General features: G+C 69.7%; 11 protein-coding genes. 1 reads left to right on the forward strand and 10 read right to left on the reverse strand.

Annotation, left to right across the window (positions count from 1 at the left end; genetic code table 11):
- On the forward strand, positions 1-522 hold the full coding sequence (locus ACFPCV_RS20310) for a hypothetical protein (RefSeq protein ID WP_378057831.1): 522 nt from the start codon (positions 1-3) through the stop codon (positions 520-522).
- Positions 523-795: 273 nt separating this feature from the next.
- Here the strand turns inward: ACFPCV_RS20310 and ACFPCV_RS20315 are convergent, their stop codons facing one another.
- From ACFPCV_RS20315 to ACFPCV_RS20360, 10 genes are all read right to left on the reverse strand, one after another.
- Positions 796-2,136 (reverse strand): acyl-CoA dehydrogenase family protein, encoded by a 1,341-nt coding sequence (locus ACFPCV_RS20315; RefSeq protein ID WP_378057832.1) that lies wholly within the window; start codon positions 2,134-2,136, stop codon positions 796-798.
- Positions 2,137-2,314: 178 nt separating this feature from the next.
- Entirely contained in the window at positions 2,315-2,959 is a 645-nt protein-coding gene (locus ACFPCV_RS20320; protein WP_378057833.1) for a hypothetical protein, read from the reverse strand.
- Positions 2,956-3,903, reverse strand: a complete 948-nt coding sequence (locus tag ACFPCV_RS20325; RefSeq protein WP_378057834.1) for a ParA family protein — start codon at positions 3,901-3,903, stop codon at positions 2,956-2,958. The genes ACFPCV_RS20320 and ACFPCV_RS20325 overlap by 4 nt, the downstream gene beginning before the upstream one ends.
- 94 nt (positions 3,904-3,997) lie before the next feature.
- On the reverse strand, positions 3,998-4,591 hold the full coding sequence (locus ACFPCV_RS20330; RefSeq protein WP_378057835.1) for an Asp23/Gls24 family envelope stress response protein: 594 nt from the start codon (positions 4,589-4,591) through the stop codon (positions 3,998-4,000).
- Positions 4,592-5,205: 614 nt separating this feature from the next.
- Positions 5,206-5,574 (reverse strand): metallopeptidase family protein, encoded by a 369-nt coding sequence (locus tag ACFPCV_RS20335; protein WP_378057836.1) that lies wholly within the window; start codon positions 5,572-5,574, stop codon positions 5,206-5,208.
- Positions 5,575-6,035: 461 nt separating this feature from the next.
- Complete coding sequence (locus ACFPCV_RS20340; protein ID WP_378057837.1) at positions 6,036-7,232, reverse strand: cation:proton antiporter domain-containing protein; 1,197 nt, start codon at positions 7,230-7,232, stop codon at positions 6,036-6,038.
- Positions 7,233-7,469: 237 nt separating this feature from the next.
- Positions 7,470-7,619 (reverse strand): hypothetical protein, encoded by a 150-nt coding sequence (locus ACFPCV_RS20345; RefSeq protein WP_378057838.1) that lies wholly within the window; start codon positions 7,617-7,619, stop codon positions 7,470-7,472.
- A 396-nt stretch (positions 7,620-8,015) separates the two neighbouring features.
- On the reverse strand, positions 8,016-9,476 hold the full coding sequence (locus ACFPCV_RS20350; RefSeq protein ID WP_378057839.1) for a protein adenylyltransferase SelO: 1,461 nt from the start codon (positions 9,474-9,476) through the stop codon (positions 8,016-8,018).
- A gap of 181 nt (positions 9,477-9,657) precedes the next feature.
- The gene (locus tag ACFPCV_RS20355) at positions 9,658-10,482 is read right to left on the reverse strand and encodes a DUF72 domain-containing protein (protein WP_378058086.1); all 825 of its coding nucleotides are present in this window, start codon (positions 10,480-10,482) and stop codon (positions 9,658-9,660) included.
- 375 nt (positions 10,483-10,857) lie between these two features.
- Positions 10,858-12,081, reverse strand: a complete 1,224-nt coding sequence (locus ACFPCV_RS20360; RefSeq protein WP_378057840.1) for a cytochrome P450 — start codon at positions 12,079-12,081, stop codon at positions 10,858-10,860.
- Positions 12,082-12,589 lie beyond the last annotated feature (508 nt).

A 12,589-nucleotide genomic window follows, 5' to 3' on the forward strand; every position in this document is an offset into this window, starting at 1 on the left:
ATGGTCGCCGTCATCACGGGAACACTGCTCGGGTTGCTGATCATCGTGGCGGTGGTCGTTCGCCTGAGCGGCAGATGGAGCGTGCCGGGAACCGGCGGCCGGATGGTCGCCGTCATCACGGGAACACTGCTCGGGTTGCTGATCATCGTGGCGGTGGTCGTTCGCCTGAGCGGCAGATGGAGCGTGCCGGGAACCGGCGGCCGGGCGCTGCGGTGGTTCGCTGTCGCCGCCACGGTCGCGATCGTGGTCGCCCTGCTGCCGCGCACCCTGTCCGACAGCGGGGGCGCCACCGTCTACCTACTCGGCGTGCCGCTGCTCGCCGCGGTGGCCGTCGCGGTCGCCGACGCCACCGGGCGCGCGGTCGGCACGGTGACCGCGGTCGCCGCACTGGCGATGCTGGTGTGGGGTCTGCTGCTCGGGCTGGGGTACGGGGCCTACTTCCTGCTCCCGGGGCTGATCCTCGCGGTGGCGGTGCTGGCGAACGTGCGTCCCCGCGCCGAGACGAACTCGGCACCGGGCTGACGATCCACGCCACCCGCGGGGCGGGTCGGTGCCGTGAAGACACCTTCACGGCGCTGGGCGCCTCCGCGGTCGCCGTGTTCCGGGGCACGGGTGATGGTCCAGCCACGCCCACCGGTCCAGAGGTGACCGGTGGGCCCGCGGAGCACACCGACCCGGACTACTGGACCGAGGAACGCATGCGCGGAGCGGAACCGGTCCCCATGCCGACACCACCCGAGGGCCCGTGACGGGCGGTGCCCCGCGGGACGGCGACGGTCATCCGTTGTGGCGTGGTCAGGCCATGCCGGAGGCGGCGAGCGGGTCGTAGCCCGGAGCGCGGAACAGCGCCTGCAACTGCCTGCGGCGCACGCCGGCGTTGCTTCCTTCGATGATCGGGTACGACAGCGCGTCCATCAGATGGCGGATGATGGGGTGCTTCTCGTCGTAGGCGGTCACACCGACGATCCTGACGAGGTCGTTGACGACCTGGATGCCGGTCTCGGAGCCGAAGATCTTGCTGTGCAGGGCGAACTCTGGGCCGCTGGGGTGCATGGACATGACGGCGTCGAGCGCGCGCCAGGCGAGCAACCGGACGGCTTCGATCTTTCCCTTGGCGTCGGCCAGGACGTCGGACACGGCTTGGTACTCGATGATCGGCACCGGCCCGCCACGCTTCTCGGTGAGTGCGAAGCGGTAGGCGATGTCGAAGGCCTGCCGCATCGCGGCGGCGGCGAAGATGCCGATCGACGCGCCGCTGGGGAAGAACGCGGCGCGGGTCAGTTCCACGCCCTGGCCTTCTTCGCCGAGGAGGTTGCCGCGCGGAACGCGCACGTCGACGAGCCGCACCCTGGTGGTGAGGCAGCCCTTGAGACCTGGGAGGTCGTAGTACTCCTCGACCTCGATGTGGCCGGCAAGGTGTTCGCGTTCTGCGACGATGAGCGAGATGCCGCCGGGGGTTCGGCAGACGATGGTCATGACGTCCGGGCCGTCGCCGTCCCAGCCGCACAGGTGGGAGGCCCATGCCTTGCGACCGTTGATGACCCACGCGTCACCGTCACCGACGGCGGTGGTGCGTGTCCCCTGGCCGGCGCCGTCGGCGTCGAAGTTCGCGCTGCCCTCGGGTTCGCTGAAGGCCATGGCCGCCAGCGGTGCGCCGGAGTCGGCCAGGAAGGGCCGCACGAAGCGCTCGACCTGCTCCGGGGTGCCAACCTGGTAGACGGGCGCCAGCGCGATCAGTGGGCCGGCCATCGAGATGACGAAGTCCGGCATCTCCGCCGCCCACTCCTCGAGGAAGATGGCGGCGTCGACACCGCTATCCGCCCCGCCACCGAACGGCGCCGGGATCAGACCCTTGAGGAACCCCGCGGCGACGGCGTTCTCGAACGCCGGCCGCAGCAGTAGCGCCCGCGTCCTGGGGTCCGGTTCCGCACGCGTCGCGGAAGCGAGGTCCCGCAGCTGTTCCCTGGCGAAGCCGCGGGCGGCTGCCTTGAGCTGTTCTTGTTCGGGGGTAAGGAGGAACGAGACCGTCATCGGCGTGACCCCTTGTTCTGTGATGTGGTCCAGCACCACCCACTGTGGCCCACCGGTCCAGCCGGGCGTCACCGCCGTACGGGCCGTGTCGGAGCCGACCGCCACCGACTTCCGAACCGCGCTGAGGTCGTGCGACTACCCCGGACCACCGTACTTGCACACCGACTCGGACCTACGTCCCGTAGGTCCGAATCCTGACGCGACGGCCCCCGGTGAGATACGCGAGCGACGGCTGCCGACCTCTCGTCGTGTTCGGTCACCGTCTCACTCGCCATCCTGGTGCTCACCAGTTCCGCAGCCCGTCGAACTTGCGCCGGGCACCGATCGCCTGTTTGAGCACCCTCTTCTCGAGGTTTGCCTGGCGAAGGCGGTTCACCCGCGTGAGTCCCAACGCGGCGGCGACGGAGAGCAGGCCGTCCGCGTCCAGGTTCTGTGCGTGGAGGTACTCGGCTCCCTCTTCCTCGGTCTCGGTCTCGCGCAGGCGCGATGCGATGGCCGCGACGTCGGCGTTCGGCTTGGTGACCTGGGGCGCGGAAGGCATCCTCCGAGTGGGCGTCTGCTGGTCCTGACCGGGACCGACCAGGAGGTTGACGAGCTTGTCGAGGGTGAGGCCGCTGTAGCGCCGCAAGCCAAGCGCCTTGGCCACCGCGTTCAGCTCCTTCTTGGTGAATCCGGTCTCGTTCAGGTAGGTACGTCGCTCGTCCTCCGATGCCAGCGTCGGAAGGAGACGCGCCACCTGCGCGGGATCGTGGGAAGGTGTCCTGGCGAGGTCGGCCGGCGCCGGAGGCGCGCCCTGCGTTTCGTCAGCGTGGACGACAGCAAGTCGCACCGTGCCACTGGCGACAGCACGCAACGTGGCTTCGTCCTGTTGTTCCAGGAACGCGTACACGCGAGCCTGCAGGGCGGCGAAACTCGTCAGATCGTTCACCGGCGACCACCCCCTGACAACGCGAGCGCACCCAGGACCTCGTCGGTCAGCTGGTCGAACTCCCGGACGACCTCGTCCTTCCCGGTCGCGCGCAGCATCGCCGGCACACCGTTCTCACCGGCGTCACCGAAGTGGCGAGGACTGTTGCGGATCTTGCTCTCCAGCACCGGAACCCGCGAGTTCGAGCGCACCTCCTCGATGTAGGCGTGCTGGGCGAGGGTCACCTGTTGCGAGTAGATCTGGACCATCGTGAACACCACGCCCAGAAAGCTGGGATCGATCGTCCGGTGACCTCCGGCGCCGCCCTTGTGGTTGACGAAGTCGTTGTACTGCTCCACCAGACCCGCGCAGTTGCCGACCAGGTAGTCCAGTCCCAGCGTGGACAGGTAGTCGGCCTTCGCCGGCACGAGGATCTGCTCGCTCGCGACGATGGCCGTCTTGGTGACGAGGCCGAAGTTCGGCGCACAGTCGATGAGCACCAGGTCGTACTCGGTGAACCTGCTGTCCTCCAGCGCACGGCGCAGACAACCGTGCAGGTCCAGGAACTTCCGCTTCGACCCCTCAAAGGTCGTGGCGCCACCCAGCCGGGCGGCGAGTTCGAGGTCTATGTCGATGAGCCCGAGATGGGAGGAGATCAGGTCGAGCCGTCCGGTGGAGTTCCCGAGGGCCCTGTTCACCCGCTCCGGCGTGACGACGAGATCTGCCAGCGAGACCTCCCGCCCCGGCATCTCGGCTTCGTACCACTGCTTGACCGTGCGGTTGTCGTTCTTGAGCCGTTCGTGCCAGTCGTCGATCGAGTAGAAGGAGAAGGTCAGGTTCGTCTGCGGATCGAGATCGAGGAGAAGTACACGCAGGCCACGGCTGGCGGCCACCGCACCGAGATTCGCCGTGAGGGTCGTTTTCCCCACCCCGCCCTTGTAGTTCATGACCGCCACGACCCGCATGCGCTTCTCCTCGTGGTCTCGTGCCCGACCGCGCCGGTGAACGATGATCGATCTCAGCCCGCGGTACGGGCCGAGTCCGCGTCGTCGGTCGTGGTCAGACGGCTTCTGGGGAGTGGATGTCGCTGACGTGCACGTCCACCGCCGCGACGTCGAGGCCGAGGAACTGTTCGACGGCGTCGATCACGTCGATCCTGACCTGCTCGGCCAGCGTCCTGACCGCGTGTCCGTGCTCGACCGTCAGTGCGACCCTGATCGTGGCGATGTCGGAGTCCACCGTGACCGAGATGTCCTCGTCGTCGAGGCGGTACACACCGTCGACCTCACGGGCCACCATGTTCACGACCTCCGAGACGACCCCGTCGGCGACAGTGGTGTTGCCGCGCGTGCGTGCTGCGGGGCGGGCCTCGGCAGCCGCGACGACCGGTGCGTCACCGGCCTCCGTGAGCACGTCGCTGGGCGCGACCGTCACGGGCACGACGGTGACGGTCGCGGCGTCCTCCGTGAGCACGTCGTCCTCGTCGGCGTCGGGTGCGGCTTCCTGGGCGGTATCGGTGCCTTCGGCCACGTCCTCGACCGAGGGGGCGTCGTGCGACGGCGCAACCGCGTCCGTCTGCTCGACGTCGATCACGTCGGTGTCACTGGCTTCGTTCCTGACGCGGCCGAAGATGTTGTTCATGGTGTCGGACATGGGTGGTGTTCACCTTTCGGGAGCAACGACATTCGAGGGGGCGGGGGAGGACGGGGTCGCATCCAGCTGTCGGGTTCGGGACGGATGAACTACAGATCTCAATAGGAGGTCCGGTTGTTACGCCGCGCCCGCACCTGGTGGCCAGATCGGACCGCGGGGGACATCCTGGCCACAGCCCATGGATCAGTTATGCATCAGAGATTGATGTGTCCGGGACGGCGTCGACTCCTTTGCCTTGGTCCAGTCCGTGTTCGAGGAGGGTCTGCACGACGCGCGCACGGCCGGAGCAACAGCGCTCACCGACTCGATCACGTGCACATGCCGTTCGAGTTCCGCCGCGACCGGGAGACCGCGGCCAGCAGGCTCGCCGCGACCGGACGCGACCCCGCCCGGGCTGCGCGCGATCGACGACTCACGGTGCGCAGATCGTCCTGTGGGACGACAACGGCACCAGGGACCAGCGATGGCGGTTCGTGTGACCAGGTGACGGGGAGCGCGGTGTTGGCGCGGATGCCATGCCATGAACGACGCTCTCGCGACGCTCAACATCCCGGAAGCGCATCGGCGGGCGGGCGTCTCGCGTTCGCGGCACCCAGCTCCCTGAAGCCACGCCCCTAGTACCAGCCGAGTTCCCGTAGCCGGGCCTCGGACAGGCCGAGTGCGTGGCCGACCTCGTGGCCGAGCACCTTGAGTACCCGGCCAGGCACGTCCTCCGGGCGCGGCGAGGTGAGCAGGATCGGGATCCGGTACAGGGTGATCGTGTCCGGGAGCGCGCCAGAAGGGCGGCCGCCGTAACGGGTGCGGGAGAACCCGCGGTACTGGCCGAGCAACATGACTCCGGGACGCGCCTCGTCGGCGGGCTGTTCGTCCTCGACGATCACCGCGATCTCGGCGACGATCGGCACGACCCAGTCCGGCAGGGCGTCCAGAGCGTCGACCACCAAGGGCTCGAACTCCTCCGGCGGCATCAACCGGGGGTCCATCAGCTTCGGTCCGGAGAGGCGGAGCCGGGGACCGTCTCGTGACCGCGCGGACGGGCCGGTGTGTCACGGTGCTCGGCGGGTGATGGTGTGCCGCGCATGTGTGCCTACCTCCTCGGGCTGGTCTGGGAGTGCCTACTGACCCGGCACTGTCCAGGTAAACCGCCGCGGACCGCGAAATGATCCCACCGCCGCCGAGGTCAGTGGTTTCCCCGATGCCGCGGCCGATCCTCCGCGCACATCATTGTCCGGTGTGATGCGACAGCGAGGGAGGTGAGCGGACATGGCGAAGGGTGCAGAGCAGGCGGTCTGAACGACCAGCGCGATCCGACGTCGGGCATGGCGCGGCCGATCTCCGCGGCGGACTGCACGCGCTTGGCCTGGCCGGGCACCTGCTGGCCGGCGCGGACGCCCTGTGAAGCGGTGTGCGGTTCCGCGGTGGTGGCGGGCGCGGTTGCCGGACGTCACGTGCTTGCGTAGAGCTTGCGGCCGGGAGTCGCGGTCAGGCCGAAGGCGATGACGCTGGCGGCGATGGCGAGCGTGCCCGCGGCGAACAGGCGGGGATCGCTCGCTCCTTCGTGGATGCTGTGGGCGAGGTAGAACACGGCGCTGATGCCGACGGGGCCGAACCAGCCGGTGAAGACCGCGTCGCGTGCTCGCAGCCCCAACGGCCGGGCGAGCACCAGGACGAACGGCAGGCGGCGCACGAGCAGGACCGCGACGACGAAGACGACGGCCGCCGGTCCGAACGCGACCCACTCCCGCCAGGGCAGTACCGCTCCGAGCACGACGAACAGCGGTAGCACCGCGTAGCGGTTCACCGCTTCGTCGATGGCGTCCTGCGAGTCGCGCTTGCGCTCGCCCACCATGCGGTTGTAGGACAGCCCGGCCACGAAGACCGACAACACGCCATCGGTGCCGGCCATCCGCGCGATGCCGAGTACCGCGACGGCGAGAAGCAGCGTGAACACCAGGTTCGGTCCGTTGTCGAGGTCGCGCCGCCGGGTGGCGGCCAGCATCGCCCGCCCGGCGAGCAGACCGGCGAGCAGACCGATGACCACGCCCCCGAGCACCTCCCACGCCAGCCCGCCGACGGCCTCGGCGACCCCGGTGGTGGGCACCACGGCGAGCAGTGCCACGGCGACCAGGGGGAGGGCCAGCCCGTCGTTCGCGCCACTCTCGACCGTCAGCAGCCGGCGGATGCGGGTGGGCAGGTCCCGTTCGGCGGGTTCGCCGGTGACGACCGAGGCGGCCAGGACGGGGTCGGTCGGCGACAGGCATGCCCCGACGAGCACGGCCAGCGCGATCGGCAGACCCAGCAGGAGGGCCGCGGCACCGGCGGCGGCCGCCGCCAGCGGCATGACGACGACCAGGAGCAGTACCAGGGGGCGCACCAGCGAGGACAGGGAGCTCGCCGAGAAGCGCAGCGCCGCGGCCATCACGGAGCCTGCCAGCAACAGGCGGGCCCCTTCCAGCAGCAGCGGGTCGCGCAGTTCCTGCTCGATCTCCAGCAGGCCCAGCAGTCGCGGACCGAGGATGACCCCGAGCAGCAGGGCGATCAGCGGTTCGCTGACGGGCAACCTGCGGATGGCGCGGCTCACCAGGGCGAGCACCACACCGGCGGTACCGGCAACCGCGTAGACCAGGTGGAGGCTGTCCATGGCGTCACCTTCCTGATGGTCGGTTGGCACCGTCACCGGCGCGACCTCGATCACCGCGGGTGACCTGGCCGGAGCGCGTCATCCGACGGGCGTCGTCGGCATCCGTCTTCCCCGGCTCGCGGTCCTCAAACGATCACGACGAATCGACGTGCCTGCGCGGAGCGGCCGACCGAGCTACTCCGGTGCACACGCGGACGCCTGGAGTACGTCCGCCTCAACCCGCAGGTCGCTTCCCGGTCATGTGATGCCGGCGGCACGGAGTCGGCGGGTGGCGCGAAGGTCCACGCTGACCCTGCTCATCAAACCACCGGGGACCGGTCCACCGCCGCCGAGCGCCCCGATGATCGTGCCGACCAGCAGCAGCGGGAACAGGAATCTCATCAGCATCGCCCATGCTGCCCTGCCGCCGATCCGCCGACGCCCATGGCGAGCACCGACACGACGACGTCCACCAGCCAGGCCAGGAACTTCGCCCCAGCCGCCAGCTACGACGAAGTGGGCGCCGTTGTGGAACGTGGCGACCCGCCTGGCGGTTGGTGGCCCGAGGACCCGTTCCGCCTGAGCACTGGCGCGTTCCTGAACGGGGAGCTGCCCGCTCGGCCGCGGGACAGTCATGCGCTCTCCCTCTGCTCAGGGCATGGTTCGGTCTGGGCCATCGGCATCGTAGGGATTGCCACTTGCGCTGCGCTGCCCGTAGGTCGCCCGTACCCCCACTCGCACCATCCTGGGGCAGGGTCAATCGGATGTCCACTGTGGAGCCGGTGAAGGGTCGCCGGCGCAGGGTCAGGTCCCGCAGAAGGTCTGGTACGTGGCGGCGAAGTCCACGGGTGCGGGCGTCGCGTAGCGCTCGAGGCCGGGCCGTTCGTGGTAGGGGGCGGTCACCGCGGCCAGCAGACGTTCGAGCGGACCGTGGTCGCCCGCTGTCGCCGCGGTCAGGGCCTCCTCGACGAGGTGGTTGCGGGGGATGTACAGCGGGTTCACGCGGTCCATCGCGTCGGCGTCCGGGCCGAGCGACCGCCAGCGGGTCAGCCAGTCGTCGATCGCCGCGAGGTCGAGGAACAGTTCTCTGGCGGGTTCGGTGTCGCCGCGGGCGGCTGTGGCCAGGCGGCGGTAGAACGACGTGTGGTCGACGTGGCCGGCCTGGAGGAGGGTGGGCAGCTGCGCGATCAGTGTGTCGGCGCGGTCGTCGTCGGCGGACAGCCCGAGCTTGGCCCGCATGCCGGCCGACCAGACCGCGTCGTACCTCGGGCGGAACGCGTCGAGCGCCTCGGTCGCCAGCGCGATCGCCTGGTCCTGGTCGTCGGAGAACAGGGGAAGCAGGGTCTCGGCGAGCCGCGCGAGGTTCCACTCCGCCACCCGCGGCTGGTTGCCGTAGGCGTAGCGCCCGCCGTGGTCGATGGAGCTGTAGACGGTGGCGGGGTCGAACGCGTCCAGGAACGCGCAGGGCCCGTAGTCGATGGTCTCGCCGGAGATCGTCATGTTGTCGGTGTTCATGACCCCGTGGACGAACCCGACGAGCATCCACCGGGCCACCAGCGACGCCTGGGCGGCGACCACCCCCTCGAACAGCGCGAGGTGCGGGCGGTCGGCCTCGGCGGCGGCCGGGTGGTGCCGGACGATGGCGTGGTCGGCGAGTCGGCGCAGAAGGTCGACGTCGCCGCTGGCGCGTGCGTACTGGAAGCTGCCGACGCGCAGGTGGCTGCTCGCGACCCGCGCCAGCACAGCCCCCGGCAGCAGCGTGTCGCGGTGCACCGGCCGCCCGGTCGCCACCACGGCCAGGGAGCGGGTCGTGGGGATGCCGAGTGCGTGCATCGCCTCGCTGACGACGTACTCGCGCAGCATGGGGCCGACCGCGGCCAGACCGTCACCGCCGCGGGCGAACGGCGTGCGCCCGGAGCCCTTGAGGTGCAGGTCGCGCGGGTGGCCGTCGACGTGGCCGGTCTCGCCGAGCAGCAGGGCGCGGCCGTCACCCAGGCGTGGGGAGTAGTGGCCGAACTGGTGCCCGGCGTAGGCCTGCGCCACCGGGGTGGCGCCGTCGGGTACGTGGTTGCCGACGAGCAGGCGAACTCCCTCGGGACCGGCCAACCAGGCGGCGTCGAGGCCGAGCTCCGTGGCCAGCGGCTCGTTGAGCACGAGCAACCGAGGAGCGGGTGCCTCCTCGGCCTGCCACGGCACGGCCAGCTCGGGGAGCGCGCGGGCGAAGTGATCGCTCAGGGCAACGGTCGATGGCGGTGCGGTGCTCACACCATCCACCGTACGTGCCGCGCGCACGGCTGTCGGGCGGCCATGGTGCGGGTCTCTCGTAGCTTCGCGGCCTCGACCGGCTGGCCGCCTCGATGACCTCCATCGGGCCGCCGTTCCGGGAGCAGTCCGCGCGGAGCGCGTCACGCTCATGCCGGGTGACTGGGGCATCCCGTCCGATCGCTCAGAACAAGGTCGCGGGCTCGACCGGTTCCGGCTCGGGCAGCGCGTCGAGGCCGGGTACCAGCGCTCGCACGTCGTCGTGGAACCGGCGGGCGAGCGCCGGTGCTTCGTCGTTGTCGGGGGTGTGCACGAAGACCGTCGGCGACCGGCCCTCGCGCAGCCAGCCGGCGACCACCCCCGTCCACGGCCGCCATCCCTCGACCGTCTCCTCCGGCGAGTCCCGGCCCAGGTAGCGGACGATCGGCCGGTCGGTCAGCGCCTGCGTCCGCCGCGGCAGCCGCGGTTTCCTGCCCCAGGCTTCCTGCTCGGCCGCACTGGCCGGCGGGCGCCGGAAGAAGACCGTGGTGTCGAACGGCACCCACTCGGCGTCAGCGTCGGTGAGCGTTCCCTCCAGCAGCGACGTCGAGCCGGCGTCGGTGTAGAACCCGGGGTGGCGCACCTCCACGGCGCGTCGGCGGTCGGCGGGGAGCCGACGCAGGAAGCGGCCGAGTGCGTCGACGTCAGAGGGGCCGAACGAGCCGGGCAACTGGGTCCACAGGACCGCCCGTTCGCCGAGGGGTTCGATCGCGTCCAGGAACGCTCGCATCTCGGCCTCGACACCGGCCAGCCGGCGCTCGTGCGTGACGACCTTGGGCAGCTTGACCACGAACCGGAAGCCGGGGCCGGTCTGCTGCGCCCAGGTCGCAACGGTGTTTCGCGCGGGGGTCGCGTAGAAGGTGGTGTTGCCCTCGACGGCGTTGCACCAGCCGGCGTAGGCCCGCAGGCGCTCCTTGGCCGGCAGCGACCGCGGCAGGAACCGCCCTGGCCACGCCTTGTGGGTCCACATCGCGCAGCCGACATGAAGACGTGCCACTGCGCCCCCTCCCTCGGTCGGGAGTGAAACTACTACCCGGGCAGCGGCAACGTGCGCAACGGATCCAAACCCGGGCCACCGGCTCGGCCGCGCCCGCTTCGGGCGAAGCGTTGGAGTTGCCCTGCGTGTATGTCGCTTACCCATTCCGCCGCGGCATCCGCACCCTCGCCAAAGCGGTCCGACACCAGACCGCACCCTGAGACGAAGCGCCGTCGACTCCATCGACACGGTCCCGCCGTCAGGCAAACACCAAGGTGTCCCGGCCACTGCTACCGGGCAGCAGCAACGTCCGCGACAACGGTGCGAGTTCGCGGAAAGAGACCGAGCGGCGCATCCGGCGCGGGCCGATCACCAGGTCACGAGCAGCTCGCGGGGACCGCGGAACATCCCGCCCGCGCGCCACGGCACGTCGTCGGCCGCGCCGGCGAGCCGGAGACCGGCGAACCGCCGCGACAGCGTGCTGAGCAACACCTCGAGTTCCATCCTGGCCAGCTGTGCACCGACGCAGTGGTGTGGCCCGTGGCCGAACGCGAGGTGCGCGGCCGGTTCGCGGTCCAGATCGAGAACCTCCGGATCGGCGAAGACCTCCGGGTCCCGGTTCGCCGCGTGCACCAGCATCAGCACCGCGTCACCCGCGCGGATCGTCACACCGCTCAACTCCACGTCCTCGGTGGCGATCCGCGGGAAGGCGGCGGCGACACCGAGCGGGATGAAGCGCAGCAGTTCCTCGATCCGCGCGGTCAGCCGGTCGGGATCGCGACGTACCGTGTTCCAGCGGTCCGGCTCGTTCAACAGTGTCCACACCATGTTGCTGATCTGGTTCATCGTCGTGTCGTACCCGGCGACGAGGACGACCCAGGCGAGCTGGACCAGCTCCACTTCGGACAGTCGGTCGCCCTCATCGTGTGCCGTCACCAGGGTGCCGAGCAGGTCTTCGGCTGGTTCGCGACGGCGTTGCTCGACCAACTCGACGAGGTAGTCGTTCAGGTCCGTTCGGTACGAGCGGCGTTGCTCCGGGCTCATCGCTGACGTCGACAGGGCGGCTTCGGCTCCGGCCTGGAATCGCGGCCGGCCCGCTTCGGGAATGCCGAACAACTCGCTGATCGTCGTCACGGCCAGCGGCACCGAAACGTGCCGCACGAAATCGGCGGGTCTACCTGCCGCGCTCATCCGATCCAGCAGACCGTTCGTCATGCGCTCCATACGCGGGCGCAGTGTTTCCACTCTGCGTTTGGTGAACGCTCTCGCCACCAGTCGACGCAACCTGCCGTGCGCGGGCGGATCCAGGGATAGCAACGACCCGGGCTGGTCGGTCAACTCCGGACGCACCCGTGGAATGTCGACGCCCACAACGGCTTCCCTGCTGAACCTGCTGTCGGCCAGCACGGTTCGCGCGTCGGCGTACCTGGTGACCAGCCAGCCGTCCTGCCCATACGGCAGCCGAACCCGGGCCACCGGCTCAGCCGCGCGAAGGCGCGCGTAAGTCGGATCGAGGTCAAGCGCATGCGGGGAGCTGAATGGATAAGACTGTGCCACGGGACAGGAATCGGTTTCCGGTCTACCCTCTGCCATGCCGCCTCCAACCCGTCGCTCTGCTGACTTCTCGCGGTGATCTACCGATAAACGCGAACATTGTTCACGTACTGGTGTCGGCGAGCGGCACCGTCATCCAGCAATGTGATCGTGCGCCCACGGGGCGTGCCATAACGTCTCCCGGCGTGCGCTGTCAGCACGACGGTGGCTCGCCGACGGGAATCACGCCCCGATCCCGGGCCGGAATCAGGGCGAAAAGAGGCTTCGGCAGCCGATGGCGCGGGGAAGCAAAATCGGCGTTGGGTAATTCTGCTTGATCCACACCAGTCGGCCGTAGCTCTCGCCGCAGTTGGTCGTCATTCCTACGCGACCGAGACGATCTTGGTGGCATGACGCGGGTGGCGCGGCGCGAGCAGGAGACTGCGAGGGGTGCATGACCTGCGGGAGATCGTGAACGCGATCTTGTATGCCGCGTTACTGGCCTCGAAATTCGGGAGGGGGTGCCCGGCCCGTGTCGATTGCTGGACAATGTCGCTGTGACGCAAAG

Source organism: Actinophytocola glycyrrhizae (assembly GCF_042653545.1).
Classification (GTDB): Bacteria; Actinomycetota; Actinomycetes; order Mycobacteriales; family Pseudonocardiaceae; genus Actinophytocola; species Actinophytocola glycyrrhizae.

Bases quoted from the DNA above. Each gene is read 5' to 3' on its own strand.
- ACFPCV_RS20340 (WP_378057837.1), bottom strand. From the start codon at position 7,232: ATGGACAGCCTCCACCTGGTCTACGCGGTTGCCGGTACCGCCGGTGTG.
- ACFPCV_RS20330 (WP_378057835.1), bottom strand. From the start codon at position 4,591: ATGTCCGACACCATGAACAACATCTTCGGCCGCGTCAGGAACGAAGCC.
- ACFPCV_RS20310 (WP_378057831.1), top strand. From the start codon at position 1: ATGGTCGCCGTCATCACGGGAACACTGCTCGGGTTGCTGATCATCGTG.
- ACFPCV_RS20335 (WP_378057836.1), bottom strand. From the start codon at position 5,574: ATGGACCCCCGGTTGATGCCGCCGGAGGAGTTCGAGCCCTTGGTGGTC.
- ACFPCV_RS20325 (WP_378057834.1), bottom strand. From the start codon at position 3,903: ATGCGGGTCGTGGCGGTCATGAACTACAAGGGCGGGGTGGGGAAAACG.
- ACFPCV_RS20345 (WP_378057838.1), bottom strand. From the start codon at position 7,619: ATGCTGATGAGATTCCTGTTCCCGCTGCTGCTGGTCGGCACGATCATC.
- ACFPCV_RS20360 (WP_378057840.1), bottom strand. From the start codon at position 12,081: ATGGCAGAGGGTAGACCGGAAACCGATTCCTGTCCCGTGGCACAGTCT.
- ACFPCV_RS20355 (WP_378058086.1), bottom strand. From the start codon at position 10,482: ATGTGGACCCACAAGGCGTGGCCAGGGCGGTTCCTGCCGCGGTCGCTG.